This is a genomic window from Roseateles sp. T103, assembly GCF_057219915.1.
Genome location: NZ_JBXVVS010000001.1, coordinates 881,909 through 908,321 on the forward strand (window position 1 = coordinate 881,909; position 26,413 = coordinate 908,321).

Annotated in this window: 23 protein-coding genes; 11 read left to right on the forward strand and 12 right to left on the reverse strand. The window is 67.3% G+C overall.

Features of this window, described 5'->3' with window-relative positions; all coding sequences use genetic code 11:
* Positions 1 to 45 precede the first annotated feature (45 nt).
* The 9 genes from AC2EBS_RS03840 to AC2EBS_RS03880 all read right to left on the reverse strand — a co-directional run bounded on the left by AC2EBS_RS03840 (position 46) and on the right by AC2EBS_RS03880 (position 9,656).
* Positions 46 to 1,974: a hybrid sensor histidine kinase/response regulator gene (locus tag AC2EBS_RS03840; protein ID WP_484727050.1), complete on the reverse strand. Its 1,929-nt coding sequence runs from the start codon at positions 1,972 to 1,974 to the stop codon at positions 46 to 48.
* A gap of 78 nt (positions 1,975 to 2,052) precedes the next feature.
* Positions 2,053 to 3,018 carry a response regulator gene (locus tag AC2EBS_RS03845; protein ID WP_484727051.1) on the reverse strand — a complete coding sequence of 322 codons (966 nt, stop codon included), beginning with the start codon at positions 3,016 to 3,018 and terminating at the stop codon, positions 2,053 to 2,055.
* A 4-nt stretch (positions 3,019 to 3,022) separates the two neighbouring features.
* Positions 3,023 to 3,790, reverse strand: coding sequence for a hypothetical protein (locus tag AC2EBS_RS03850; RefSeq protein ID WP_484727052.1), 768 nt, complete (start codon positions 3,788 to 3,790; stop codon positions 3,023 to 3,025).
* A 196-nt stretch (positions 3,791 to 3,986) separates the two neighbouring features.
* Positions 3,987 to 4,796, reverse strand: coding sequence for a NosD domain-containing protein (locus tag AC2EBS_RS03855; RefSeq protein ID WP_484727053.1), 810 nt, complete (start codon positions 4,794 to 4,796; stop codon positions 3,987 to 3,989).
* A 204-nt stretch (positions 4,797 to 5,000) separates the two neighbouring features.
* Positions 5,001 to 6,326, reverse strand: a complete 1,326-nt coding sequence (locus AC2EBS_RS03860) for an immunoglobulin domain-containing protein (RefSeq protein WP_484727054.1) — start codon at positions 6,324 to 6,326, stop codon at positions 5,001 to 5,003.
* Positions 6,327 to 6,464: 138 nt separating this feature from the next.
* Positions 6,465 to 7,265 carry a right-handed parallel beta-helix repeat-containing protein gene (locus AC2EBS_RS03865; protein ID WP_484727055.1) on the reverse strand — a complete coding sequence of 267 codons (801 nt, stop codon included), beginning with the start codon at positions 7,263 to 7,265 and terminating at the stop codon, positions 6,465 to 6,467.
* Positions 7,266 to 7,459: 194 nt separating this feature from the next.
* Positions 7,460 to 8,869, reverse strand: coding sequence for an ankyrin repeat domain-containing protein (locus AC2EBS_RS03870; RefSeq protein WP_484727056.1), 1,410 nt, complete (start codon positions 8,867 to 8,869; stop codon positions 7,460 to 7,462).
* Positions 8,870 to 8,874: 5 nt separating this feature from the next.
* Positions 8,875 to 9,252 (reverse strand): hypothetical protein, encoded by a 378-nt coding sequence (locus AC2EBS_RS03875; protein ID WP_484727057.1) that lies wholly within the window; start codon positions 9,250 to 9,252, stop codon positions 8,875 to 8,877.
* Between the two features lie 11 nt (positions 9,253 to 9,263).
* The gene (locus AC2EBS_RS03880) at positions 9,264 to 9,656 is read right to left on the reverse strand and encodes a hypothetical protein (protein ID WP_484727058.1); all 393 of its coding nucleotides are present in this window, start codon (positions 9,654 to 9,656) and stop codon (positions 9,264 to 9,266) included.
* Positions 9,657 to 9,820: 164 nt separating this feature from the next.
* On the opposite strand from AC2EBS_RS03880, the gene AC2EBS_RS03885 reads away from it, so the two are divergent.
* Complete coding sequence (locus tag AC2EBS_RS03885) at positions 9,821 to 10,567, forward strand: hypothetical protein (protein WP_484727059.1); 747 nt, start codon at positions 9,821 to 9,823, stop codon at positions 10,565 to 10,567.
* A 29-nt stretch (positions 10,568 to 10,596) separates the two neighbouring features.
* Here the strand turns inward: AC2EBS_RS03885 and AC2EBS_RS03890 are convergent, their stop codons facing one another.
* Positions 10,597 to 11,535, reverse strand: coding sequence for a DUF4864 domain-containing protein (locus AC2EBS_RS03890; RefSeq protein WP_484727060.1), 939 nt, complete (start codon positions 11,533 to 11,535; stop codon positions 10,597 to 10,599).
* A 115-nt stretch (positions 11,536 to 11,650) separates the two neighbouring features.
* On the opposite strand from AC2EBS_RS03890, the gene AC2EBS_RS03895 reads away from it, so the two are divergent.
* Positions 11,651 to 12,514: a hypothetical protein gene (locus AC2EBS_RS03895; RefSeq protein WP_484727061.1), complete on the forward strand. Its 864-nt coding sequence runs from the start codon at positions 11,651 to 11,653 to the stop codon at positions 12,512 to 12,514.
* Positions 12,515 to 12,522: 8 nt separating this feature from the next.
* Here AC2EBS_RS03895 and AC2EBS_RS03900 read toward each other — a convergent pair whose 3' ends face one another.
* Positions 12,523 to 13,818 (reverse strand): hypothetical protein, encoded by a 1,296-nt coding sequence (locus tag AC2EBS_RS03900; RefSeq protein ID WP_484727062.1) that lies wholly within the window; start codon positions 13,816 to 13,818, stop codon positions 12,523 to 12,525.
* A complete protein-coding gene (locus tag AC2EBS_RS03905) occupies positions 13,815 to 14,912 on the reverse strand; it encodes a hypothetical protein (protein ID WP_484727063.1) in 1,098 nt (365 codons plus the stop codon). The genes AC2EBS_RS03900 and AC2EBS_RS03905 overlap by 4 nt, the downstream gene beginning before the upstream one ends.
* Before the next feature lie 492 nt (positions 14,913 to 15,404).
* Here AC2EBS_RS03905 and AC2EBS_RS03910 point away from each other — a divergent pair, with 492 nt between their 5' ends.
* The 9 genes from AC2EBS_RS03910 to AC2EBS_RS03950 all read left to right on the forward strand — a co-directional run bounded on the left by AC2EBS_RS03910 (position 15,405) and on the right by AC2EBS_RS03950 (position 26,404).
* Entirely contained in the window at positions 15,405 to 16,199 is a 795-nt protein-coding gene (locus AC2EBS_RS03910; RefSeq protein WP_484727064.1) for a THxN family PEP-CTERM protein, read from the forward strand.
* A 234-nt stretch (positions 16,200 to 16,433) separates the two neighbouring features.
* Positions 16,434 to 17,384, forward strand: coding sequence for a LysR family transcriptional regulator (locus AC2EBS_RS03915; protein WP_484727065.1), 951 nt, complete (start codon positions 16,434 to 16,436; stop codon positions 17,382 to 17,384).
* A 2-nt stretch (positions 17,385 to 17,386) separates the two neighbouring features.
* Complete coding sequence (gene leuC, locus AC2EBS_RS03920; RefSeq protein ID WP_484727555.1) at positions 17,387 to 18,808, forward strand: 3-isopropylmalate dehydratase large subunit; 1,422 nt, start codon at positions 17,387 to 17,389, stop codon at positions 18,806 to 18,808.
* Between the two features lie 18 nt (positions 18,809 to 18,826).
* Entirely contained in the window at positions 18,827 to 19,477 is a 651-nt protein-coding gene (gene leuD, locus AC2EBS_RS03925) for a 3-isopropylmalate dehydratase small subunit (protein WP_484727066.1), read from the forward strand.
* Between the two features lie 23 nt (positions 19,478 to 19,500).
* A complete protein-coding gene (leuB, locus tag AC2EBS_RS03930; RefSeq protein ID WP_484727067.1) occupies positions 19,501 to 20,595 on the forward strand; it encodes a 3-isopropylmalate dehydrogenase in 1,095 nt (364 codons plus the stop codon).
* A 110-nt stretch (positions 20,596 to 20,705) separates the two neighbouring features.
* On the forward strand, positions 20,706 to 21,836 hold the full coding sequence (asd, locus tag AC2EBS_RS03935) for an aspartate-semialdehyde dehydrogenase (RefSeq protein ID WP_484727068.1): 1,131 nt from the start codon (positions 20,706 to 20,708) through the stop codon (positions 21,834 to 21,836).
* 337 nt (positions 21,837 to 22,173) lie between these two features.
* Positions 22,174 to 24,747 (forward strand): FimV/HubP family polar landmark protein, encoded by a 2,574-nt coding sequence (locus AC2EBS_RS03940; protein WP_484727556.1) that lies wholly within the window; start codon positions 22,174 to 22,176, stop codon positions 24,745 to 24,747.
* Positions 24,748 to 24,855: 108 nt separating this feature from the next.
* On the forward strand, positions 24,856 to 25,638 hold the full coding sequence (truA, locus tag AC2EBS_RS03945) for a tRNA pseudouridine(38-40) synthase TruA (protein ID WP_484727557.1): 783 nt from the start codon (positions 24,856 to 24,858) through the stop codon (positions 25,636 to 25,638).
* Positions 25,639 to 25,756: 118 nt separating this feature from the next.
* Positions 25,757 to 26,404, forward strand: a complete 648-nt coding sequence (locus tag AC2EBS_RS03950) for a phosphoribosylanthranilate isomerase (RefSeq protein ID WP_484727069.1) — start codon at positions 25,757 to 25,759, stop codon at positions 26,402 to 26,404.
* Positions 26,405 to 26,413 lie beyond the last annotated feature (9 nt).

A 26,413-nucleotide genomic window follows, 5' to 3' on the forward strand; every position in this document is an offset into this window, starting at 1 on the left:
CGGCGGCCAGGACCGAGCGCTCAGTTCTGTGCAGCAAGGGCGGGTTCAGCCTGGCGTGGCCAAGGCCGCGGGTCTGTCCAGCATGCGCTGCACCTGTGCCAGAAGATCACCCCGTGTGAAGGGCTTGTCGAGGCTCAGGCTGCCTGTCTCGTCAAGGAAGCTGCGTGCGCCTGGGCTCAAGGTATCGCCGGTGACGAACAGCAGGCGCTGCGCCAGAGTGGGCCAGTCGCTGCGCAGCTGCCTGAAGAACCCTGCGCCGTCCAGATCGGGCATGCGCAGGTCCGAGATCACGCCGTCGAAGCGCGCTTCCTTCAGCAGGGCCAGCGCAACTTCGCCCGACTCGCAGGTGGCCACTTCGTAACCGGCGCCCTCCAGAAAGGTGCGTATCAGCGCGGCGATGTCCGGCTCGTCGTCGATGACCAGCAGTCGGGCGCGCCCCTCCTCAAGCGGCGCCGGCGGGGCAACAGGTGGCGCGGGAAGCGGCGCCCCGCTGACGGGCAGGCTCAGGCGAAAGCAGGCGCCGCTGCCCTGGTGCTTGGCCTCGATGCGAAGTTCTCCGCCATGCTCGCGCGCCATCGAGCGAGACATGGCCAGTCCCAGGCCAGTGCCCATGCCCTCCGATTTGGTGGTGAAGAAGGGTTCGAAGATGGTCTCGCGCATCTCCTGCGGCACCCCAGGCCCGTTGTCCTGGACGCGCACCCAGACATGCGGCTCGCGGTCCGTGCGGCGGACCTCGACGCCGGAGCTGATGTGCAGCCAGCGAGGCTGCGGCGCGCCGGCCATGGCCTGCTGCGCGTTGACGATCAGATTCAGCAGGATCTGGCCGATCTGTTCCGACTCGGCCATGACTGTCGGCAGGCCCTCGGCCAGTTCGAGCTGGACCTCGATGCCGTGGCTGCGCAAGCCGTAGTTCAGCAATTCGGTGGCACCGCGCACCAGGTCGTTGATCGCCACTTGCACACGTTCGGCAGGTCTGCTGCGCGCCATGTTCAGGAAGGTGCGCACAATGCGGCCGCAGCGTTCGGCGGCCTCATGGATGCGCTGCGCGTCGGCCTCCAGCGCCGTGCCCGCTGCCTTTTCCTCGAGCAGGCTGGCGCGGCCCATCACGATGGCCAGCGGGTTGTTCAACTCGTGCGCCACGCCGGCCAGCAGGCTGCCCATGGCGGTGAGCTTCTCGCTCTGCCGCAGGGCATCACGCTGGCGTTCGATGATCTCCTGCGTGCGCAGCCGCTCGCTGACGTCGAGGATCGACGCGGTGTAGTAGATGCTGCCGGCCGCGTCGGTGCGCCACAACACCATCTCGATCGGGAAGGTGCTGCCGTCGGCACGCAAGGCCTGCAGCTCCAGTCGCCGGCCCATCACGCGGGGTGCGCCGCCGCTGGCCATGCGCGCCATGCCTGCCGCATGCGCCTCTCGGTAGCGGGGCGGGATCATCACCTCGGCAACCGGGACACCGACGACAGCCTGCCGGGCGTGCCCGAACATGGCCTCGGCAGCGGGGTTGAACTCGACGATGCGGCCCTCGGCATCGGTGGTGACCAGCGCGGCAAACGCGTTGTCGACGATGGCGGTCTTCAGGTGCTCAGCCAGCTGCGTCTGGGCTGCCTGTTGCTTCAGCTCGGTGAGATCGCTCGCCACGCCCATGACGAGTTGCATGCGGCCGTCCTTGAAGTAGGGCACAAGCCATTCCTGGGTGTAGCGTCGCCCCACGCCGGCATACTCGGCCCAGCCTTCCCACTCGATGCGTTCGCCGCTGCGAAGGCGCTCGAACACAGGGCGGTTGCGCTCGGCGATGTGCTCGCCGCGTATGTCGGCGACGGACCGACCGATCAGTTGCTCGGCCGGCAGCCGCAGGAACTCCAGGGCGGCACGATTCGCGTACAGATAGCGCTGATCGCCGTTCAGCAGCACCACGCGCGAGGGGACATCGTCCAGCAGCGCCAGCAGCAGTTCAGCGTTGAGCAGGTCGTTCATGGTCGAGGTCCGAGCCGAGGAAACCATCGCTGGCGAAGCCTCAGTCCCGCTGCGGGGGGCTGCGGCGCGCCTGAGGCCCTATTCAGCGCGCACGAACACATAGCCGACATTGCGCACCGTCTTCAGCACCTCCGGTTTGTCGGGGTTGCGCTCGATCTTGCGGCGCAGCCGCATCACGCGCAGGTCGATGCTCCGGTCGTAGACGTCCCAGCCGCGGTTGTGCGCCTGCTCCATGATCTGGTCGCGGTTCAGCGGCCGGTTGGGATGGCGCGCGAACAGGGCCAGCAGGTCGAACTCGGCCGAGGTGATCGGCACCTCCTCGCCGTCGGCATCGAAGAGCCGGCGCTGGTCCAGGTCGAGCTGGCAGCGGCCGAAGCCGACGCGGCGTGAGGCGGGTGCCGTCGCTGGTTCAGGTGCCAGCGGTGCGGCCGCTGCTGCTGTCGCAGTGGCGGGCTGCAGCCGGCGCAGCACCGCGCGCACGCGGGCCAGCAGTTCACGCAGTTCGAAGGGCTTGGGCACGTAGTCGTCCGCGCCCATCTCCAGCCCGACGACGCGATCGACAGACTCGCTGGCGGTGGTGAGCATCACGATGCCCAGGCCGGGCTGCGTCTCGCGCAGCCAGCGGGCCAGTGACAGACCGTTCTCGCCGGGCATGTTGACGTCCAGCACCGCCAGCTGCGGCAGCTGCGCGGCGACGGACGCGCGCGCCTCGGTGGCATCGGCCGCCAGCGCGACGCGCATGCCGTGGCGCTGGAAATACTCGCCCAGCAGTTCGCGCAGCGCCGGCTCGTCGTCGACGACCAGCACCAGCGGGTTGGCGAAGGGATTGCTCGTTGCGTTCATCGTGGACAGCGGCCGGCCGGGCCGATGATAGTCGTCTGCCTGCGCGGCCTGGCCCTGGGTTTGCACCGCCGCTGCGGCCGGGCGTAGCGCCTGGGCGACGACCGCGCCGAGCCAGGGATGGACATGGTGGCCGTCGTGCGCTGCCTGATCGCGGGCCGGATGCTGCTGCGGCTGGCCGTGGGGACGGCGGATCTCGGCCATGGCTTCAAGCCTGTGTGCTGCGGTCGTTGCGGCGACGCAGCTGCAGCCGGGCAGCACCCAGGGCCAGCAGCACGAGGGCAGCGCTGGCGGGTTCGGGCACGTTGTTGTCGCCGATGCCGCCGCCACCGCCACCGCCACCACCACCACCACCACCACCGCCACCACCGCCACCGCCACCGCCGGCAACGCAGCCGGAGACGCAATCGAAGGCGGAGAGCCTGCCTTGGAAGCTGTCGCTGCCGTCCTCGAAAAGGAAGTCGCTCCAGTCGAAGTTGGCCAGCGTCAGGCCGCTGTTCAGGGCGCTAAGACTGATGTCGCCGAGCAAGGCGGCCGTGAAGTCCTGCAGGTCGAAGCTGGCGCTGTGCGTGCCGTCGCTGGCCAGGGCACCGATGCGATCCCAGCCGGCGAGGTTGTTGCTGACATTGATGTTGAGGCTGCTGTCCAGCGTGAAGCTGGCGCCGCCGATGAAGCTCAGCGTCATGCCCCAGCCACCGCCGCTGGCATGCGCGTAGGTTTCGGTAACGCCGTTGTTGATGGCAGGTGTGGCGGCACTGTTGTAGGTGAAGCTGCCGCTGAAGCTGGCGGCGCTGGCGTCGCTGCTCCAGTCTCCGCTGCCGGCGAAGCTGTAGGTCACCGCGGCGGCCTGGGCCGGCGGGGCAGCGGTGCCGAGCATCGCGGCAGCGACCGCCAGTGCGGAGGCGCCGGCGAGGGAACGCCAGGCGGCGCGGGGCTTTCTTGTCGTGAGCTGCTTCATCAGGGATGTCGTGGCCATGGGGCACCTCGAAGAGGGTTGAATCGATGGATCAGTGACTGGGCGATTGGCTTGCAAAGCCGTAGCGACGGGATGCGGACGCGAGTGAAACTGGCTGCCACTGTGCCGGTCGCCGGTGTCAAGCCGGTTTCGCGGCCGATGGCGCTGTGTTGCAAATGTTTCAGCGTGTTTGGATGCCGCAGTGGCGCCTGCCGAGTCAGAAGAAGGTTGTTCCTTCGTGGTTCCCGCCAGCGGGAATCGGTGTGCCAAGCATGTTGCCGCCGCCCGAGTTGTTGAACAGGAAGGTATTGCCCCGAAGCACGGCCGTGGCGTAGTTGGTCAAGCGCAGGCCATGCAGGTGGTTCCCATGTGCCAGCGAATCGGAGATGTAGCTGACGACATAGTCGCTGGTTGCTGAAGTGATTCCCCAGGCACCGTTGAACATCGCCATCACGTTGAGCAGCACGGCCGACTGGCCGAGCCAGAATCCGGCGTATCGGTTTCGTTCGGCGCGCACGCGCTCGAAGAAGGCGCCAGCCGTTGACCCAACCACGTACGCCCCGTTGGCGATGTTGTCGTTCAGCGTCAGATCCGTGAATCTGCCTGCAGCCTCGGTGTGGAGCCCGTGGTTGCCGAAGCCGCCGACAGTGCCGTTGCGAACCTGCGCATTCGTCGCAGCCGCTTGGATGTGAACTCCGTTGGACAGGGCGACCTGCGGGCTGCACATCTGTCCGGTGCCGATTGGCCCGGTGCAGGACACGGGGCCACGGATCGAGAAGCCGTTGAGGTCCAGCGTCACATCGCGAGCCGTGATCACGATGCCAGTGCTGCCAGCCGGCACGACGAGATTGCCCATCAGCTTGTAGTGTCCCGGCTGGCTAAGCGTGACCGGGTAGCCGGCGGCGTCGCCCGGCGTCACGTTGCCGGCCAAAGCCCTGTCGTGAGTGATGGTGGCTTGGGCGAAGGCGCTGCTGCTGCCGGCAGCCAGTGCGAGGGAGGCGAGGGTCAGCTGAAGAAGGTGCTTCATGGCGGGCTCCTGAAGGGTTGAAGGGCCTCGAACGAGCGAGCGTCTGTGCGTTCTTTGCCTGCGGCTTTCGCTGCGCCGGTCTGCGCTGTGCGGTGTTGACGTCGCTCTTGCGCTGCGATGGCTGGAGTCTCGAAAGCCGCCGTACCAGCCGCGTTACAAGCCTGGGACGGGCCTGTTTCGTTTGTTGCGACGGCCGGGCGCTGATCAGTACAGCCAGAGCTGCACGCCGTAGCCGAACTTGATGACGCCTTCGACCGCCTTGTCGGCCGGCTTGGTGACCAGGCCGCTGAGTGTGCTGGCCTTGGCGTACATCGACACCTTGGTGGCCGAGTCGCCCCACCACCAGACGCGGTCCTGGCTGTCGACGAGCACGCCGACGGCCTGGGTCTCCGTCCAACGCGCTGCTGCCGCCTGGTCGGGGTTGGCGATGCTGCCGTTCAAGGTCGAGGCGTTGGCAAAGGCGTAGACGGTGTTGTTGTCCATCGATGCGAGGTACAGGCGGTTGTGTGTGGCGTCCACCGCCACGTCCATCAGGCTCAGGCCGGCGAAGCTCACGGTTCGCGCGGGTGTCAGCACGCTGCCGTTGGCGGCGCTGCCGATGCCGTCAAACACATAGAGCTCGCTGTTGGCGGTGAGGTAGAGGCGCTTGTTGCTGACGTCCAGATGCATCCGGTTTGCGCCCGCGCTGGAGGCCGGTCCCAGGTCCACCAAAGCATCCGGCGTGGTCGTGCCGGTGCGGGTGCTGGCCTGGTTGACAATGGCCAGCCGGCGGCCGGCGGCGGTCTGGACCAGCACATAGATGCGGTCGGCGGCGGCATCCAGCGCGATGGCTTTGCCACCGGTGGCTCCCTTGATGGTGATGGTGCGGCTCGCCGTCAGCGCGCCCGTCAGCGCGGCCGCATCCGCCCAGACCTGGACCCGGCCAATCGCGCCACCGATGCCGCTGTCCACCTTGTAGATGAGGTCGCGCGATGCATCGACGGCCAGGTCGTTCGTCGCGTTGCTGGTGGTCAGCCCGGTAGCGCCACCGGTCAACATGGCGGGCGTTGCCGGGTTGGTGCTGCTCAGCACATCGGCGGTGATGCGGATGGCCGGCTCGAACCAGCTGCTGGCGAACAGGCGCACCCGTCCCGGTGCGACCGACAGCGCGGCTGGCGAGGACGTGGCCGAGCCCTTGGCATTGCTCACCACCACCGTGTAGCTGGCGCCGTCGTCGCCCACGGCAGTGGCCGGCGTGGTGTAGCTGGCGGCGGTGGCGCCGGCGATGTCGGTGCCGTTGCGCTTCCATTGATAGCTCAGCGGCGCCGTACCGGTGGCGGCCACGGTGAAGGTGGCGGCGCCGGGCGTGAGCACGCTCTGGCTCAGTGGCGCAGTGCTGATGGACGGCGCGCTGTCCGCCGGCACGACGACCGGGGGCGGGCTGGCGGGCGGCGCCGAGTTGTCCTCGGCGGCACCGCCGCCGCAGGCGGTGAGCAGGGCGGCTAGGGTGGCGGCCGCGGCGAATCGAATGAACGTCTTGAAGCCAGGCATGGGGGGAGTTCGCGTAAGAAGTGAGTGTGATGTGCGGACGCGCGGGAAGACTTGCCCAGCCGAACCGCGGGCACCGGCGCCTTCGTTGGCGCGGCCGGCATCGCACCGATGCCGCCGCGGCCGCGTCGTCAGAGGGGCTTACTGGAACTGGTTGCCGCCGAGGTCGGTCAGGTAGTCCACCTGGAACTGCGCATGGCTGGTGTAGTTCTTGATGACCTGGCTGCCGCGCACCGCCAGGATCTTGACGTTGCCAGTGGAATTGGAAATACCGAAGGCGCCGTTGTCAGACACCACGCTGTTCTCGATCAGCACCGAGTCTGAGCCCTGGATGAAGATGCCCATCCCTCCGTTGCGCGACGAGTTGATGCCGGAGAGCTTGTGGACACCGCTTTGCATAGTGACGCCCGTGCTCTGCGAAAGCGTGACGACAATGTCCGTCCACGTTGCCGGGTGCTTGGTGCTGTCCACGCTTGCGCTGGCACTGATTCCAGACTCGTTGTTCGCCAAGTACAACTTTTCCGCGCCCGCACTGCCCCAGCTCCACAAAGCAGTTTTGAAGCCGCGGATGCTGCCATTGCGCACGAACGAACCCAGTCCACGGACATCAATGCCGACGCCCTGCAAGCTCGCACAGGTCACAGATTTGTTCGCCTCAAGGCGTACGCACTTTCCTGCGCCGATCACGGCAAAGCCGTTCAAGTCCAGCGTGACGCCTTCGGCGCTGATGATGATCCCGGTTTGACCAGCCGGCACGACGAGGTTGCTGGTCAGCTTGTAACTGCCGGGCTGCGTGATCTGCACCGGAAATCCGGCCGTATCGCCAGCCGTCACGCCGCCGGCCAACGCCTTGTTCTGGTCGATGGTGGCCTGGGCAAAGGCGTTGCTGCCGCTGGCGGCCAGTGTGAGGGAGGCGAGGGTCAGTTGAAGGAAGCGATTCATGGCGGGCTCCTAACGGTTTGATTGACTGAAGGAAGGAAAGAAAGGCAACCTGGGCGGCTGGCCTCGTCGCGCCATGCTGGTTTCATTGGCTCCGGCGCTGCGATGGCCTCAGTGTCGAAAGCGCCGGTTTCAGGCGCGTTCCACGCCAGAGGCAGGCGTGTTTCGTTTGTTGTTGCTGCTGCCGCTGCTCGTGTTCAGCGCAGCGGCGAATGCCGGCTCATCTCGCGCTCCAGCAGGTCCAGCACACGCGAGCGGCGCGCCAGGTCGATATAGGTTTCGTCCTCGTGCTCGTTGACGGTGCGCCGCGGGTCGGCGCCGTAGCGCAGCAGCAGCGGCAGCAGCTTGCGGCCGAAGTCGACGCTGGCGGGCCAGGAGCAGGCGTCGATCGCGGCCCACAGCGGCGTGTGGCCGGAGGCATCGCGCACATTGGCGTCGGCACCCTGCTTGAGCAGCGACTCGACGAGCTTCAGGTCCTTCTTGCGGATGGCCATGTCCAGCGGATGCTCGGCATAGCGTCCGCGCAGCACGTCCGCAGGTCCGCCGCCGAGCAGCTCGACCAGCACGAGCTTCTCCGCCGGCGAGCGCCAGGCGAAGCGCTCGTTGGCGATGGCGATGTCCAGCGCGCGGCGGCCGCGCCTGTCGCGTGCGTTCAGGTCGGCACCGCGCTCGCGCAGCCAGCGCAGCACTTCTGGCCGCGGTTCGTACGAGGCCAGGTGCAGCGGCGTGTGGCCGTCGGCATCGGCCTGCAGGCTCAGCGCGCCGCGTTCGGCCAGCCATTGCAGGGCCGGCAGGTTGGCGGCGAAGGCTGCGGCCGCGAACACGGTCTGGCCACCGGCATCGATGGCCTTGAGGTCGGCGCCGCGTTCGGCCAGGCGCTGCAGCAGCGGCAGCAGCTCGCGCTGCGCAGCGGCCAGGTGCGCGGTGCTCTTGCCCTGGTCGTCGCGGGCCTTCAGGTGGCGCGGCTGCGCGGCCGCGAACAGCAGCTTGGCGTTGCCCAGGCCCTCGGCATCGCCGGCGGCTCGCAGAGCCTGGAGCAGCGCGTCGTCGGGCATGGGAAGCCCGCGCTGCAACAGGCGCTGCAGAAGGGGCGGATGGCGCCACTCCATGATGCGCAGGAGCAGCGGTCTGCCGTCGGCGTCGCTGGCATCCAGCGAAGCGCCGGCAGCCAGCAACTGCTCGGCCACCACCAGCATGCGCGCACCGCCTTCGGGCTGGTGCTGATACTGGGCATAGGACAGCGCCGCTTGCAGCGGGGTCTCGCCGAAGCTGTTGCGTGCCCGCACAGGCGCCCCGGCGCGCAACAGCGCGGCAATGAGCGCCTTGTCGCCGCTGAAGACCACAGCATCGTGCAGCAGCGTCTCGCCGCTCGACAGTGCCGCCTTGGTGTCGACCCCGCGTGCGATCAGCGCGAGGGCCTTGTCGATGTCGCCGTTGCGGATCGCAAAGGCCGCGGCTTCGGTGAGTGCTTCCATCGGGGCTTTGGGCGTTGAGGCCGCCTGGTTTGCGGTGGCCGCAAGGGCCGGGGAACCCGGCAACTGGGCCAGCGCGGCCAGCAGCGCCAGGGCGGTACCGGTGGCAAGGTGTCGTGGCTTGAGCCTGCTCATCGCTGTCACCGCATCTTCATGATGAGCGTGTCGTTGACGAGGGCGGCGACGAGCAGCCCCAGCAGCGCCAGCGGCAGCGGCGCCCAGGTCCACAGCGCGGCAGGCGCGTCGGCAGCACCCTCAGGAGCGCGACGCCACAGCCACCACGCGGCCACCGTGGCCAGCACCGCCAGCAGCGCGCAGGCGGCTGTGATCAGCAGGGTCCGGTAGCCGTAGCCGGCAGCGCCGGCCGTATCGAACAGCGTGCCGACTAGCTCCAGCCCCGATGCGGGCTTGCGGATCGCCGGCGGTGGCGAGATCCAGTGGATCAGCAGCGGCAGCAGCGGCTGGCCCAGCGCCAGAACATAGGCCAGCGCCAACAGGTGGTGGGGCTTGGGGCTCATCGCGGCGGTGCTCAGAGACGCGCCATCAGCGCATCGCGGATCGCGCCGTCGCCGTGCATGCCCTGCGTGCCCAGGGCCCAGGGGGCGTGCAGTTCGAGCACGCCGTCGGCGAAGTCCAGCTTGCGCTGCGCCGCGTCGGCGACGTTCTTGAGCTTGATGGTCTTCAGGCTGTCGCGCAGCGCGTCGCGGCCCATCTGGTCCAGCGCGATGGTGCGCAGCGCCATATTGATGCGGTGGCAGGCGATGTTGTCGAGGAAGTTCAGCGCCTGCGCGTCGCTCTCGAACGAGGACCAGTCGACCTCGTAGGGCACGGCCCTGCCGCAGATCTCCTCGATCTCGCGGCTGCGCTCGGGCAGCGTGGTGTCTTGCAGCTCGGCGATCATGCGGCGTTCTTGCAGTCCCATGGCTAGGTTCTCCTGTGTCGGTGGTGGGCTGAAATCGATGCGCTCATCGTGGCCGGCATGTGTCTCAACGCGGTTTCATGGGTGGGCTGCCTGAGTTGCATTGGTTGCATCGCGGCACCTGCGCGTGAAGCGCGGCTGAAACAAGCGCTGCCGATACTGGCCTGATGGATACGCCGATCGATCGACGCCAGCTGGCGATGCCGCCCGGCGGCCTGCTGCGGGTTCAGTCCTGTGAGGCAGCTCAGCTGCCGGCTCGCTTCACGCCGCCGCTGGCGCGCGTGGCCCAGTACCCCGACTGCCAGCAGCTGCAGCTGTGGCTGCCCGAGGAGGCGCAGCCCGAAGACTGGCAGCGCCTGCGCCTGCGCGATGCGGGCGGTCTGATGCTGCTGGACGAGCCGGTGCAGGCGCTGCTGCTGGCGCGCACGCGGCTGCTGCTCGATGCACTGCCCTGGCCCGCTGGCGAGCTGTGGCTGGAGATCGGCCATGCCTCGGGCGGCTGCCTGCGCGTGCATCTGCACAAGGACGCCGCGCAGCCGCGCACGCTGCCGCAGCCGGCCGCACTGGCCGATGCTGGCGAGGACCTGCAGCGCCGCGATGCGCAGCGGCAGCAGCTGGCGCGGCGCTTCTCGCGCCGGCTCAGCTACACGAACCAGGGCCGCGCCGGGCTGGTGCACTATCACGAGGGCGACGAGCTGAGCCTGTCCTTCCCCTGGGAGATGAGCAGCGACGACGCCGAGCCGCTGTGGATAGACGTGCCGACCGCGCAGGACTGGGAGCGCGTCACCGGGGTGCCGCTGCAGCGGCGCGAAGAGATCCTCCGCTTCGTCGCCGAGACGGCCTGCCGCGAGCAGAGCTCAAACTGGACCGCCGAGCTGCGCGACGGCGCGATCGTCTTGCTGGCCGCGCGCTAGCCGGCCAGCGACCGCGGTGCCTGCACCGGCTAACGGCGCACCGGCGCGGTGTCCTTGCGCAGCAGCTGCAGCAGCGTGGTGTCGTGGCCGTACTCGATGTCGCTGATGCGCCAGTCACCTTGCGGCTGGCGCTGCAGGCGGTAGACGATCGAGCGACGGATGCCGCCCTCGAACTCGACGAAGACGGTCTGCCAGGCTTGCGCGCCGCTGTGCCTGAGCTCGCCCAGGGTCAGCGCCGCCGGGGGCTCCTGCGAGTCGGTGAAGGGATCGCCGTCGAGATAGGGCGCTTCGGCTGGGTTGGCCGGCCGAGCGAACCAGGCCTCGAAGGCCCTCCGCAGCGATGGCGACAGCCAGGCGCGCAGCCGTGCCAGGCGCTCGGTGTCGAAGGCACCCTGTTCGGCCAGATGCTGCAGCAGCAGCTCGCGCACCGGCGTTCCCGCGTTGGCGCGATCGGGGAGGTGCTGCAGTACCAACACCTGGCCATCGATCGCGGTGAGCAGATGGTCTGGCGTCGCGCGGTGCAGATCGAAGCTGGCATTGGCGCAGTCCAGCCGCAGCGTGGTGGTCTGCGTGCCGCTCAAGCCCAGGGCCTGGGCCTTGGCGATTGCCTGTGCATCGGCGTCGTTCTGCCAGGCGCCCTGGAACAGACCCTGGGGTCGCAGGCGCAGCAGCTGTTGGCGTGCGCGCTGGCATTGCAGTGGCATCGGCCCGCGCAGCCCCGCAGCGTCGAACTGCCAGCGTGTGCCTGGCGGCCAGGGCAGCGGACCTGGGGACGCGCCGGCATCGAGCGGGCGACTCTGCAGCAGGGTCAGCGTGCCCGCAGCATGTGCAGGCAGTGGGCTCAGGGCCAGCGTGCCAGCGCTGAGTAGCGCAGCGAGCAGCGGGGCGAGCCAGCGCAGCAGGCCGGTTCTGCCCGGGCCTTGCCGGTGCGAGGCCGCGAGGTGCGGCAGGGATGGATCAGGCGCCAAGAGCTTGCTCCTCGGGTGGTGCTGGCCGGCAGTGTGCGCGGCCACGGTTGCAGTGCGATGGCGGCGGCGTTTCATTTGTTGCAGCGCTGTGCGCAGCAACCTGTCGCGACACAGAATGCGCACCCGCAGCGCCTACGCCAACGGGTCGCTCAAGCATGAGGGCAAACAGCGCATGTCGAATTCATCCACCGACCGGAGCAGCATCGCCGGGTGTCGGCACAGCCTGTTCTCAGCCGGCCTGGATGGGCGCGCCCGCCTGCTGCATGAGCTGGGCCAGGGCGCGGTCGGCGCGGTGAAGACGCGCGATGAGGCGCTGGAGCTTCTGCTGTGGTGGCTGGCGCAGCGCGATGTGCAGCCCAATGCGCAGCAGGACCTGGCGGCCACCTTCGCCGCGCTGGGCGAGCTCGGCGATGCACGTGCCGCACCGACGCTGCGGGCGCTGGCCCGAAGCGTGGAACCCAGCGGGCTACATGACGAACGCGGGTTTCCTGTCCCGTTGGGCCAGCTGGCCAGCGATACGCTGCGTCGTCTGCAGCGGCAGTGCGGGACGCTGCAGGATCTGCCGTCCGCGCTGGCCGGGGTGTCAGCCGTGCCAAGTCCGCATGAGCTGCAAGCGACGCAGCGGCCATCGCCATCCGCCGGGACCAGCCACCGCCTTGAGCTGCCCGCCAGACAAGGCCATTTGCAGCGCTTGTTGCGCTGGCCGCATCTGCCGTTGGTGCTGGGCCTGGCGGCGCCGGCATGGGCCTTCGTGGTGGTGGTCGCCGCAGTGGATGCCAAAGGGCATCTGACGCCCAGCCCGGCCGGGCGTCACGCGCTGGCGCTGCTGGCGGTGCTGCCTGCTGCTGTCGGCCTGTTCGTCGCGGCACGCCAGCTGCTGGCAGGCGTGGCGGCGAACAGCGCGCAGCGCGTCTCGCTGGCCTGTGGCACCTTGCTCAGCGCGCTGGTGCTGCGGGCCTTCTGGAGCGATCTGTTCTGAGCCGTGGCTCAGCGCTGCATGGCGAGGAACTGGCGCCAGGGGCCCCCATCGGCCAGCTGGGCTTCGATTGCTTCGCCGAAGCAGGTGACGGCGGTCTGTGCCCAGAGCAGGTCTTGCGTAGGGGCTGACTCGACGATCAGGCTGCGGCCATCGGCTTCGTAACGCAGCACCAACGGCATGATCCAGTAGTTGAGCCGCGCGAATTGCTCGGCCGGCGGATCGCCCGGCTCAGCTGGCTGAGGCTTGGCTTGGCAGTGCTCGATCAGGTGATCGCGCACTGCGGCGAACATCGCCGCTCGCACCGGCGCCACGCTGTAGCGTGGCAGTCGTTGGCCCTGCGGCGACAGCGGCGCGGCGACGCCGAACTGGAACTGCGACTGCCAGCCCTTGCGGCTCTTGTCGCTGGCGCCGCGTGGACGCAGTCGGGGAAGCTCCGTGCCTGCTGACGCGGTCCATTCGAAGTGGTGCAGCAAGGGCTCCACGGTGTCGGGATACTCCTTCAAGCCGGTGAGCGCGCGCAGATCGAGGGGCAGGAAATGCCGCTGGCCGCTGCCGTCCATGCTGCTGACCACGACGAGCGAGTCGCGCGGCGAATTCGACGGCCCTCGGTAGAGCTGGGCGATGGCGCGGCCGTCGGGCGAGGTGCCCAGCGGGTCGCGCACGGCGAGCACATAGCCCGCGGGGATGGGGGCAGCCGCTTCGCCGGGCTCGGCAGTGGCAGCCGCAGAGGCACGATCGGCGCTGCGCTGGCCGGGGTTCCGGGTTTGCAGCGTGCCGATGTCCAGCACGGTCTTCTCGTCGAGCAGCAGGTGGCGTCGGCCCCTGAGCTCCAGCGAGGCCGGCGCCTCGGTGCGCGTGCGGCCGACGTCGATGCGCCGCTCGGCCGGCGGGCCTTCGGCCCAGCGCAGCGTGTCGGCGCGACCCTGGGTGAGGGGGCTGATCATCAGCTTGCCGTCGCGCTCGGTGATCAGCTGCCAGCCCTGGTTCGCGACCAGCAGCGCTGGCTCGGGCGCACCGACCAGCACGAAGGCATCGCTGAAGTCGCTTGCCTTGCGGCCGGCTTCGTCGCGCAGCGTCATCGGCTTGCCCCGGTACAGCAAGCGGATCTCGTAGTAGCGCACGCGCACGAAGCCGTAGTTGGCATTGAACTGCAGGCCGCTGCGCTTCTCGATCAGCCGCAAGGCGAAGGGCCCGCTGCTGGCGGCGATGTCCTGCGCGTGGGCCGCCATCGTGCTGAACAGGCTCAGCACGGCGGCCGTGACGACGCACAGGCGCTGCAGCAGCAGTGCGTAGGGTGTGCTCATGGCTGACGGTGCTCCGGGCGCTCGAGTCCGTGCGTCTGCAGCCACGCGTCGATGTCACGCTGGCCGGCCATGCGCGGCGTCGGCTGCGCGTAGCCGGTGCGCGGTGCATCGAAGGCACCGCGCAGCTGCTTCAGCGCCGGGCGGAAGTCCACGCCCTGGTCGGCGAAGCGATCCACCGTGGCGAGGATGCGGCGCACGGCGGGCTGGTAGTCGTCGGCGCGCAGCGTGTGGGTGCGGGAGATGTCGTCCTGCAGCTGGCTCGAATAGGCCGCGATGCCATCGCGGATCGCGGCGGCCATCGCAGCCCGGTTCTTCACCTCTTGGGCCTTCAGGTAGGAGAAGGCTTTCTCGGGGTAGGCGCCGCGCAGCACCTGCATCAGCGCGCCATCCAGGTCGGGGTGCTGGCGCAGCTTGGCCAGCGCCAGTTCGCGGATCTGCGTCTCTTCAAACGGCGAGCTGTGCGGCAGCAGGTTGAGCAAGTCACGCTGCACGTCGGCTTGCTGCACCTTGGCCAGCATGTCGGCGTTGCGCTTGTTCATGAATGCGACGTCTTCCTGGACGCGCTGGACCTGCGATTCGTGCTGCGTTTGCACCAGCTGCACCAGCAGGCCGGCGCAGAGCAGCAGCGAAAGCCCGGCCACTGCGCTCAGCGGGGCCTGCCAGGCCCAGGCGGGCAGGCTCTGGCGCAGCGTAGGGTAGAGACCCAGCGCAGCGCCGGCCAGCAAGGTCGGCAACCAGACCCAATGCGCCCAGTCGCGCACCGGCCACAGTGCCCAGGGTGTCTGCTCGGTCACTTCGGTGCGCACTGCGGCGCTCAGCGTGGTGACGACGGCCGCCGCGATCAGCGCGGCCAGCACCAGCAGCCAGCGTGCCGGGGCGGTGCCGCGCTCGCCCAGCACCCAGTCGAAACCGGCATTGCCCAGCCCGCAGCCATAGGCCAGCAGCAGTCCGCCGAGCAGCGGCAGGCCGGCGATGATGGCGGACCAGAAGCGACCGCCGTCGCGGCCTCCGGCGCTGCTGGCGGCAATGCCGAAGAGCAGCAGGGCCGAGAGCGTGGCCACGGCAAGGCCGGCGCTGCCGAAGATCTTGATCATCACGGGCCCTCCAGTCGTTGTTGACGGTGGGGGCATGGTTCCGCGCTTTGGTTGCAGCGCCGTTTCTCCCATCCTGGCTGGGCCGTTTCAGTTGTTGCAGGGTGACCATGCAGATGACGGTGATCTGCATGCGTTTCGCTCCGGACTGTTGAGCGAGTTCGCGGCAGCCGCGACATCCGTTTCGCCCAGCTAGGCAGCAACAACAGGTTACCGGCCGGTGGCTGAGGCGCACGGCTCGACCCGATGCCGGCGCCGCAGCCGGTCCTCTCCGCCAGCGGCTGATCTCATGAAATTGCCAATTACTTGGTTCATCAGCTCGGCAAAGGCAGGTGTCGAAACTTTTGACATGTCTCGCTCTGGCTCAAGCGTCGCTGACATTGGTGCCATGGTAACCACTTGAAGAACAAGGGCATTTCTTGCCTTGCCGACACGCTGGCCCGGTTCTTGCTGCTAAGAGGCATCTCTTGTCGCAAGTATTTGAGGAGCATGTAGATGAAAGCACATAAGGTCAAAACGATTCTGGCTGGTGTCAGTCTCTTCGCCGCTGCCCTGAGCGCGAATGCAGCAGCATTGGTGACGGATTGGACTGCCACCATCACGAGTCAATGGAGCAGCCGTACGCCCGGATCCGTGAGTCTCAGTCCAGACAATCTGACGTTGTCCTGGGGTACGTCAACGGGCCAGGGTCAGAGCCAGCTGGTGATTGGCAATCCTGCTGCCAATCAGAATGTCCAGACCTATGTCGGTGGCGGCGCGGTGCCTAACTCGTTCTGGGCTTTGGGCAGTTCCGTGACTCACAGGAACCGCCCTATTACTGGTGACTCGTTGACCGGTGCTACGCTGAGGTCCACGATTACGCTGAGTGCAGCCAATCCCGCCAGCGCTGGCCCGGGAGGTCTGCCGTCGCTGATCGTGCCGATCTCGTTCACTGAGACCCCTAACGATACGCCTTGCGCTCAGGCCACGAACGGTGTGCTGTGTGATGACATCTTCGTGCTGACCGGTGGCCTGTTGAACCAGTCGTTCGACTACGATGGCTACACCTACTTCGTCAATGTGTTTCCGACCAGCGCCGGCGCGTTCCACCCGCTGAGCAATGGGGTTTGCGCTGTCGCAGGCCAAGCGAGTGGCTGTATCGGCTTTACCACGCAAGAAGGCCAGAACACGTTTGTGCCGTTCTCCTTCACCATTTCGACCGCGCCGTTGAACGTTCCGGAGCCTGGCGTTCTCGCCTTGGCGGGCTTGGCACTGGCTGCCATGTCTATGGCGCGCCGCCGCAAGGCCTGAATCCAGACAGCGGCTGACTAGCACCCTGTTCTGATTGGGGCGTGCCAATTGGCACGCCCCATTTTTTTCCGATGGCCTGGTTGCGGGCTACCTACTGGCAGTTGCCTAATGGCTTCGCGTTCTGCGATGTCATCGTTGCATTATCTGGTATTGTTGGCTGTTGGCGCGAAGGCTGGCTGAGCGTATCCTGCGTCCGCAAAATGCTGGACTCGCGTTTGAGTCACGCCCCGACAAATGCGTTTGGACCTAACAACCCTGAATCTCGTGCTGGCGATCGAGCAGACGCGCTCGATCACGCGTGGCGCGCAGCAGGAGCATCTGGCGCTGGCCGCGGCGAGCAAGCGCATCTCCGACCTGGAGGCGCGGCTCGGCGTGCAGCTCTTCGAGCGCCGCGCGCGCGGTGTCGAGCCGACGGAGGCCTGCCGGGCGCTGGTGCGCCATATCCGCTCGCTGCATGCCTCGCTGCATGCGCTGGAGAGCGAGGTGATGGAGTTCGCCCGCGGCATCAAGGGCCATCTGCGCATCGCGGCCAATACTGGCTCGATCGCCGAGTGCCTGCCGCCGGACCTGGCGGCCTTCTCACAGCATCATCCGCAGATCCGCATCAGCCTGGAAGACCTGACCAGCACCGAGGTGCAGGCCGCGGTGGCCGAGGGGCGTGCCGATGTCGGCGTGTTCACGCCGCCGCTGCTGGACAACCGGCTGCAGACCTGGATCTACAAGCCGGCCCGCCTGGCGGTGCTGGTGCCACGCGGCCACGCGCTGGCCACGCGCGAGGCGGTCAGCTTCGACGACCTGCTCGACTACGACCTGATCGGCCTGCATGCCGGCGCCGCGGCGCAGGACTTGATGCGCGAGCAGGCGCTGGCGCGCGGCCGCACACTCAAGGCGCGGCTGCAGGTGCGCGGCTTCGATGCGATCGCGCAGCTGGTGGAAACCGGCCTGGGCGTGGCGGTGCTGCCCGAGGTGCCGGCGGAGCGCTTTGCCCGCGTGTTCGAGGTGAAGCGCCTGCGCCTGGATGAGCCCTGGGCGCAGCGCGACTATGTTCTGGGGGTGGTGCGCCAGGAGCGCCTGCCCATGGTGGTGCAGCGCTTTGTCGACGCGCTGTGCCCGGCGGACAGCCGCCAGGAAGAAACGATGATCAAACCGTCGATCAAGACCCTGAAGAAAGGCCAAGCAGCATGACCATTGCTCGCACGCTTTACGACAAGCTCTGGGACGAGCATGTCGTCCACACCGAGGAAGACGGTACCGCCGTCCTGTATATCGATCGCCATCTGGTGCACGAGGTGACCAGCCCGCAGGCCTTCGAAGGCCTGCGCCTGGCCGGCCGCAAGGTCTGGCGCGTCAGCTCGGTCGTCGCCACCGCCGACCACAACACGCCGACCACCGGCTGGGAACTGGGCTACGACGGCATCGTCGACTCGACCAGCAAGCAGCAGATCACCACGCTGGACGCCAATATCAAGGCCTTCGGCGCGGCAGCCTATTTCCCCTTCCTGGACAAGCGCCAGGGCATCGTCCATGTGATGGGTCCGGAGCAGGGCGCCACGCTGCCCGGCATGACCGTGGTCTGCGGCGACAGCCATACCTCCACCCACGGTGCCTTTGGCGCTCTGGCGCATGGCATCGGCACCTCGGAGGTCGAGCATGTGCTGGCTACGCAGACGCTGCTGGCCAAGAAGGCCAAGAACATGTTGGTGAAGGTGGAAGGCCAGGTGGCCAAGGGCGTCGGCGCCAAGGACATCGTGCTGGCCATCATCGGCAAGATCGGCACGGCCGGTGGCACCGGCTACACCATCGAGTTCGGCGGCTCCGCCATTCGTGCGCTGTCCATGGAAGGCCGCATGACGGTCTGCAATATGGCGATCGAGGCGGGTGCGCGCGCCGGCCTGGTGGCCGTGGACGACACGACGATCAACTATGTGAAGGGCCGTCCTTTCACGCCGACGGGTGTGGAATGGGATCAGGCTGTCGCCTACTGGCGCACGCTGCACTCCGACCCCGGTGCGAAGTTCGATGCCGTGGTCGAGCTGGACGCCGCGCAGATCCGTCCGCAGGTGACTTGGGGCACCAGCCCGGAGATGGTGCTGTCCATCGAGGACCGCGTGCCCGATCCGGACAAGGAGAAGGACGCCGTCAAGCGCGGTGCCATCGAGCGCGCGCTGCAGTACATGGCGCTGGAGCCGAACAAGGCGATCAGCGACATCCGCATCGACAAGGTCTTCATCGGTTCCTGCACCAACAGCCGCATCGAGGACATGCGAGAGGCTGCTGCCGTGGTCAAGCGCCTGGGCGGCCGCGTGGCCAGCAATGTGAAGCTCGCGCTGGTGGTGCCGGGCTCGGGCCTGGTGAAGGCCCAGGCCGAGGCCGAAGGCCTGGACCAGATCTTCAAGGCTGCCGGTTTCGAGTGGCGCGAGCCTGGCTGCTCGATGTGCCTGGCGATGAACGCCGACCGGCTGGAGCCGGGCGAGCGCTGCGCGTCGACCAGCAACCGCAACTTCGAAGGTCGCCAGGGCGCCGGCGGGCGCACCCATCTGGTCAGTCCCGCGATGGCTGCCGCAGCGGCCATTGAAGGCCATTTCGTCGACGTGCGTCGCATCGCCTGATCGAGGAGCGCAAAGCAAATGGATAAGTTCACCGTGCACAAGGGTCTGGTGGCCCCGATGGATCGCGCCAACGTCGATACCGACGCGATCATCCCCAAGCAGTTCCTGAAGTCGATCAAGCGCAGCGGCTTCGGCCCTAATCTTTTCGATGAGTGGCGCTATCTGGACCGCGGCGAGCCCGGCCAGGATCCGGCCAGCCGCAAGCCCAACCCCGACTTCGTGCTGAACCAGCCGCGCTATGCGGGCGCGAGCATCCTGCTGGCGCGCGAGAATTTCGGTTGCGGCTCCAGCCGCGAGCACGCGCCTTGGGCGCTGGAGCAGTACGGCTTCCGCTGCATCATTGCGCCGAGCTTCGCCGACATCTTCTTCAACAACTGCTTCAAGAACGGCCTGCTGCCCATCGCGCTGCCGGAGTCGCAGGTGGCGCGTCTGTTCGACGAAGTGGCCGCCTTCCCGGGCTACCAGCTGACCATCGACCTGGAACGTCAGCGCATCGTCAAGCCCGATGGCGAAGAGCTGCCTTTCGAGGTGCAGGCCTTCCGCAAGTACTGTCTGCTCAATGGCTTCGACGACATCGGGCTGACGCTGCGCCATGCCGACAAGATCAAGGCCTACGAGGCGGAGCGTCTGGCCCATAAGCCGTGGCTGGCCCACCAGCTGCAGGGCTGAACAACGAATACCAAGGAACCCCCATGAAGATCGCAATCCTGCCGGGCGATGGCATTGGCCCGGAGATCGTGGCCGAGGCAGTAAAGGTGCTGAAGGCGTTGGACCTGCCACTGACGATGGAAGAGGCGCCCGTGGGCGGCGCCGCTTACGAAGCTGCCGGCCATCCGCTGCCTGAGGCGACGCTGAAGCTGGCGCAGGAGGCTGATGCCATCCTGTTCGGCGCCGTCGGCGACTGGAAGTACGACAAGCTGGACCGCCCTCTGCGCCCCGAGCAGGCCATCCTGGGCCTGCGCAAGCACCTGGGCCTGTTCGCCAATTTCCGTCCGGCGATCTGCTACGAGCAACTGACCCACGCATCGAGCCTGAAGCCCGAGCTGGTGTCCGGCCTGGACATCCTGATCATCCGCGAGCTGACCGGCGACATCTATTTCGGCCAGCCGCGCGGCCGCCGCACCGCGGTGGATGGTCACTTCCCCGGCGCCGAGGAAGCCTTCGACACGATGCGCTATTCGCGCCCGGAGATCGAGCGCATCGCCCATGTGGCCTTCCAGGCTGCGCGCAAGCGCAACAAGAAGGTGACATCGGTGGACAAGGCCAATGTGCTGGAGACCTTCCAGTTCTGGAAGGACGTCGTGACCGAGGTGCACAAGGACTACCCGGACGTCGAGCTCGAGCACATGTACGTGGACAACGCCGCGATGCAGCTGGTCAAGGCGCCGAAGAAGTTCGACGTGGTGTTCACCGGCAATATGTTTGGCGACATCCTGTCGGACGAGGCGGCGATGCTGACCGGCTCGATTGGCATGCTGCCTTCGGCCTCGTTGGACAAGAACAACAAGGGCCTCTACGAGCCCAGCCACGGCAGCGCGCCGGACATCGCCGGTAAGGGTATTGCAAACCCGCTGGCTACAATTCTCTCCGCTGCCATGATGCTCAAGTTCTCCCTCAACCAGCCTGAAGCCGCCGCCCGTATCGAGGTCGCGGTCCAGTCCGTGCTGGCCCAGGGGCTGCGTACCGCGGACATCTGGTCCGAGGGCACGAAGAAGGTGAGCACCCGCGAGATGGGCGATGCGGTCGTTGCCGCTATCGCCACCACGACCAAAACCATTAAGAGCTGATTCAGCTCCGGTTCGTCTCGCCCCTACACACCCGGCGAAGCGAGCCGGGGAGGAAGAAGATCCGAGCCGATTTTTCTTTTCTTCATTGTTAGGGCGATAGAGGTATCAAGATGACGACACTTGTTGGACTGGTGGGCTGGCGCGGCATGGTGGGCTCCGTGCTGATGGACCGCATGGTGGCCGAGCGCGACTTCGACCTGATCGAGCCGCTGTTCTTCAGCACCTCCAATGCCGGTGGCGCCGCCCCGGCGCAGGCCAAGAACGAGACCAAGCTGCAGGACGCCTATGACATCGAGCAGCTCAAGCGCTGCGAGATCATCATCACGGCCCAGGGCGGCGACTACACGACCGAGGTCTTCCCCAAGCTGCGCGCCGCCGGCTGGAACGGCCACTGGATCGACGCGGCCTCGACGCTGCGCATGCAGGACGACGCCGTCATCATCCTCGACCCGGTGAACATGCCGGTGATCAAGGACGCTCTGTCCAAGGGCGGCAAGAACTGGGTGGGCGGCAACTGCACCGTCAGCTGCATGCTGATGGGCGTGGGCGCGCTCTACAAGGCCGGCCTGGTCGAGTGGATGAGCACGCAGACCTATCAGGCGGCCTCCGGCGGCGGCGCGCAGCATATGCGCGAGCTGCTGACGCAGTACGGCACGCTGAACGCCGAGGTCAAGGCGCTGCTCGATGATCCGAAGAGTGCGATCCTCGAGATCGACCGCAAGGTCATCGCCAAGCAGCGCAGCCTGAGCGCCGCCGAGACCGCCAACTTCGGCGTGCCGCTGGGCGGCTCGCTGATCCCCTGGATCGACAAGGACCTCGGCAACGGCCAGTCCAAGGAAGAGTGGAAGGGCATGGCCGAGACCAACAAGATTCTCGGCATGGGTGAGGGCTTCGGCACGGCAGCGATCCCGGTCGATGGTTTCTGCGTGCGCGTCGGTGCGATGCGCTGCCACAGCCAGGCGCTGACCTTCAAGCTGAAGAAGGACGTGCCGGTGGCCGACATCGAGGCGATGATCGCCGCCGACAACCAGTGGGTAAAGGTGGTGCCCAACACCCGCGAGGCCACCATTCAAGACCTGACCCCGGTGGCGGTGACCGGCACGATGACCATCCCCGTCGGCCGCATCCGCAAGCTGGCGATGGGTCCGGAGTATGTCGGCGCCTTCACCATCGGCGACCAGCTGCTGTGGGGCGCTGCCGAACCGCTGCGCCGCATGCTGCGCATCCTGCTGGCGCGCTGATCGACACCGCCTGTCACGCGAAGAAGGGGCCCTGTCGGGCCCCTTTCTCGTTGCCGACAAGCCACAAGCCGGTAACCGCTGGTTAATCAGGAGGGAGACTCTCGCGGTATTCAGGTTCTGCGTGAGCAGATGAGCGTATATGCTTGACGCTGTTGTGATTTCATAGATCGCGATTCATGAGGTCAGCTGCATCTGCTTTGCTGGGTCGGGGAAATCATGCTGAGGAGGGCGGGTTGCTGTGCCAACCCGCCTTGTCGCTTTGGGGGACGCCTTGAAAAAGAAACATAGCTCTTGGGGGCGTTTTGCCCTGACCCATGTGGCGGTAGCGACCTTGAGTGTGGCGAGCACCGCGGCTTGGGGCCTGGGCCTCGGCCGGCTCAGCGTGCAGTCCGCGCTGGGCGAAACGCTCGCGGCCGAGATCGATATCGCCTCCATCACGCCGGAAGAGGCCGGCACGCTGCGTGTGCGCGTGGCCACGCCCGATGCCTACCGCGCGACTGGGGTTGACTACAACCCGGTGCTGACCAGCACCCGAGTCGAACTTGCGCGTCGTAGCGACGGGCGGCCTTATTTGCGAATTGCGAGCGACCGCGCCGTGCAGGAGCCCTTTGTCGATGTGATCCTCGAGATCACATGGGCGGGCGGGCGTCTGGTGCGTGAGTACACAATGCTGTTCGATCCGCCGACGCTGGCCCGACCGGTGCCGCCCGCGGCGGTCAGCACCGCTCCAGCCATCGCCCCAGCGCCCGTGGAGACTCGTCCGCTGGTGCCAGCAGCGCCCGCCGTGGCAGCGGCGCCTCGTGCGGCCGCTGCAGCGGCCCCCGCCTCAGCACCGGCCCGCGCGGCCACGCCCTCGGGCGTATCTGCCCCTGCACCCAAGCCCGCGCAGGTGGCCACCGAGCGTCCGCCTGCTGCGACGCAGTACAGGGTCAAGCCTGGCGACACGCTGTCCAGGGTAGCTGGCATGACCAAGCCGGCGGAAGTCTCGTTGGACCAGATGCTGGTCGGGCTCTATCGCAGCAATCCGGAGGCCTTCGTCGGAGACAACATGAACCGGCTCAAGGCCGGCGTGGTCTTGCAGGTGCCGTCCAAGGAAGCGCTTGAAGCGATCCCGGCTGGCGAGGCCCGCGAGGTTGTTGCCGTGCAGAGTGCCGACTTCAGCGCCTACCGTGAACGGCTGGCAGCTGGCGCCGCGGCGCTGCCGTCTGCGCCTGAGGCTACCCGTGTCGCGAAGGGGCAGGTGCAGGCCGAGGTCGATGACCGCAAGGCCGCCCCTGCTCCCAGTCCCGACAAGCTCAAGCTGAGCAAGGCCGCTTCGGCTGGTCTGGAGGCCCAGGCCTCGAAGGAGGCCGAGCGCAAGTCCGAAGCGGCCCGCGTGGCTGAACTGCAGCGCAATGTCGAGGAGTTGAAGAAGCTTTCGGACGCGGCCAAGCCGGCAGCAACTCCCGCCGCTGTCGCTTCGGCGCCTTCACCGGCTGCACCGGCTGTGGCCATTCCTACGGCAGCGGTGCCGGCGAGCGTGCCGGCCTCAGTCGCAGCGCCCGCACAAGCCAAGCCTTCCGCGCCCGCGGCCAAACCGATGGTACCGCCGCCCCCGGTCGAAGCCGAACCGCCTGGTCTGGTCGAAGAATTGATGAACAGCCCGCTGGTGTTGCCGGTCGCTGGCGTACTGGTGGCTCTGCTCGGCGGTCTCGGCCTGATGCGCCTGCGCGGCCGCGCCAGCAAGCCAAAGGCGGATACCGGTTTCCACGAAAGCCGTTTGCAGCCCGATTCCTTCTTCGGTGCGTCTGGTGGGCAGCGCGTCGACACGCGCGATGCCACCAGCAGCGGCTCGTCGATGAGCTACTCGCTGAGCCAGCTCGATGCGATCGGCGATGTCGATCCGGTGGCCGAAGCCGATGTCTATCTGGCTTACGGCCGAGACCTGCAGGCTGAGGAGATCCTCAAGGAGGCTTTGCGCAGCAATCCAGAACGCCTGGCGATTCGCCTGAAGCTGCTCGAGGTCTACGCCAAGCGCCGCGACATCAAGGGTTTCGAGCAACTGGCCATCCAGCTCTATGCCGAGACCAAGGGTGAGGGCGAGGACTGGACCAAGGCGCAGGAGCTTGGCCGCCTGATCGATCCGGACAACCCGCTCTACCAGCCTGGTGGCGCGCCCGGCGAGTTGCTCGGCGATTTCGAGGGCCACCCCGAGCCGATGAACGCGAGCACGCTGCCGCAGACGGCGCAGCAGTCCACGATCGTTGGCGCCCATCTTGCGACCGAGCCAATGGACCGCGGCATTGTCGACACCGGCCCTGCCAGCGGCCTGGATCTGGATCTCGATCTGGATCTCGGCGAGTCTCCGGCGCCGGCCGTGTCGCCGACCGCGATGGAGGCAACCCAGGCCATGGCGACCACGGTGGAGCAGGCGCCCTTGTCCATGGACGTCGATCTGTCTCTGCCCGAGAAGTCCGGCGAGCCTGCAATGGCCAGCACTGAATTGGGTGAACTCAGCTTCGATCTCGAGGACCTGGGTGCACCGGCCGCGGCGCCCGCTGCCGCAGCCTCTGCTTCGGAGACGCCGGCATCGCTGGACTTCGATTTGTCTTCCATCGATTTGGACCTGCCGCAAGCAGAAGCAGCTGCTCCGGCAGGTGTCGAGGAGATTCCGTCTGCTGCCGCGACCCCCATCGAGGGCGAAGCCCTGGACAGCCTGCTGCTCGAGGAACAGTCCAGCGGGCCCTTGGCGAACGCTTTCGATGCGCTGGAGGACGAGGGCGATCCGCTGCAACGGCAGCTTGAACTGGCCGAGGAATTCCGGCAGATCGGCGATGTTGAGGGTGCGCGTGACGTGCTCACCGAACTGCTGGACAAGGCGACCGGCGATGTGAAGGACAAGGCTCAGGCCATGCTCAAGGAGCTGCGCTGATCGTCAGCCAATGATCCTGGCGGCTCGCAGCCGCTCGGTACACTTTGAAAGGCGTCCGGTCCGGCCGGACGCCTTTTCGTTTTTTGGCAGGAGCAATCACAGGTGACGATACGGGTGGCGCTGGGTATCAGCTATCGCGGCACGGCCTACAAGGGCTGGCAGAGCCAGCCCGGTGGCGGCACGGTGCAGGATGCTCTGGAGGCGGCGCTGTCGCAGTTCGCGGCCCAGCCAATCCGCACGATCTGCGCCGGCCGTACCGACACCGGCGTGCATGGCCTGAACCAGGTGGTGCATTTCGATGCGCCGGTGGAGCGCGAGCCTTTCTCCTGGGTGCGCGGTACCAACCGCTACCTGCCGCCTGACATCGCCGTGCAGTGGTGCGCCTTTCCCGGCGAGCACTTCCACGCGCGCAACCACGCGCGTGGCCGGCGCTATGCCTATCTGCTGCTCGAATCGGCGGTGCGGCCGGCGATCGAGAGCGGTGGCGTGGGCTGGGTGTTCCGCCCGCTCGATGGCGACGCGATGCGCGAGGCCGCGGCACTGCTGCTCGGCGAGCACGACTTCAGCTCCTTCCGCTCCGCCGAATGCCAGGCGGCCTCGCCGGTGAAGACGCTGCGCCGTGTTGAGATCCATCGTCGCGGCGCCTACTGGCGCTTCGAGTTCGATGGCTCGGCCTTCCTTCATCACATGGTGCGCAACATCATGGGCTGCCTGATCGCAGTGGGCACGGGCTCGCGGCCGGCGGCATGGATGAGCGAGGTGCTGGCGGCGCGCAACCGCGATGCCGCGGCGCCGACCTTCTCGCCCGATGGCCTGTACTTCGTCGGCCCGTACTACGATGCCGAGCTGAACATTCCCGAGCACACCGCAGCGATGGATTGGCTGCCTTGAACCACCCCCTACACGCTTCGCGTGCCCCCTCAAGGGTGCGAGCCCGCATGCCCGGCAGAGCCGGATCAGCGGGCTCCACGCGATCAACACCGACACGCTTCTGTTCCTGCAACCTGCTATGAGCCGCACCCGCATCAAGATCTGCGGCCTGACGCGCGAGGCTGACGTGGCCGCCGCGGTCGAGGCCGGCGCCGACGCGATCGGCTTCGTCTTCTACGCCAAGAGCCCGCGCGCGGTGACGCCAGCGCGCGCCGCGGTGCTGGCGCGGCTGCTGCCGCCCTTTGTCACGCCGGTGGGCTTGTTCGTCAACGCTGACGATGCGCTGCTTGGCGATGCGCTGCGCGCGCTGCCGAATATGCTGTTGCAGTTCCACGGCGACGAGACGCCGGCGGACTGCGAGCGGGCAGGGCGGCCCTACCTGCGCGCCGCGCGCATGGCGCCGGGCTTCGATTTGCTAGACTTCGCCCAGCAATATTCCAGCGCCCAAGGCCTGCTGCTCGACGCCCATGTCGAGGGCTATGGCGGTGGCGGAAAGGTCTTCGATTGGTCACTCATTCCAAGAAACGTGCACTCTCCAGTCGTTTTGTCTGGTGGGTTGCATGTCGGAAATGTGACCGAAGGGATCCTCGGCGTACGGCCCTGGGCCGTTGACGTCAGCTCCGGCGTCGAGGAGGCCAAGGGCCTCAAGAGCGCCGCGCTGATGCGCCAGTTCTGCGAGGCCGTCCGCGCCGCGGATGCGCGTCTCGCTTCCGAACCATCCCGCTGAGGAGTTGTT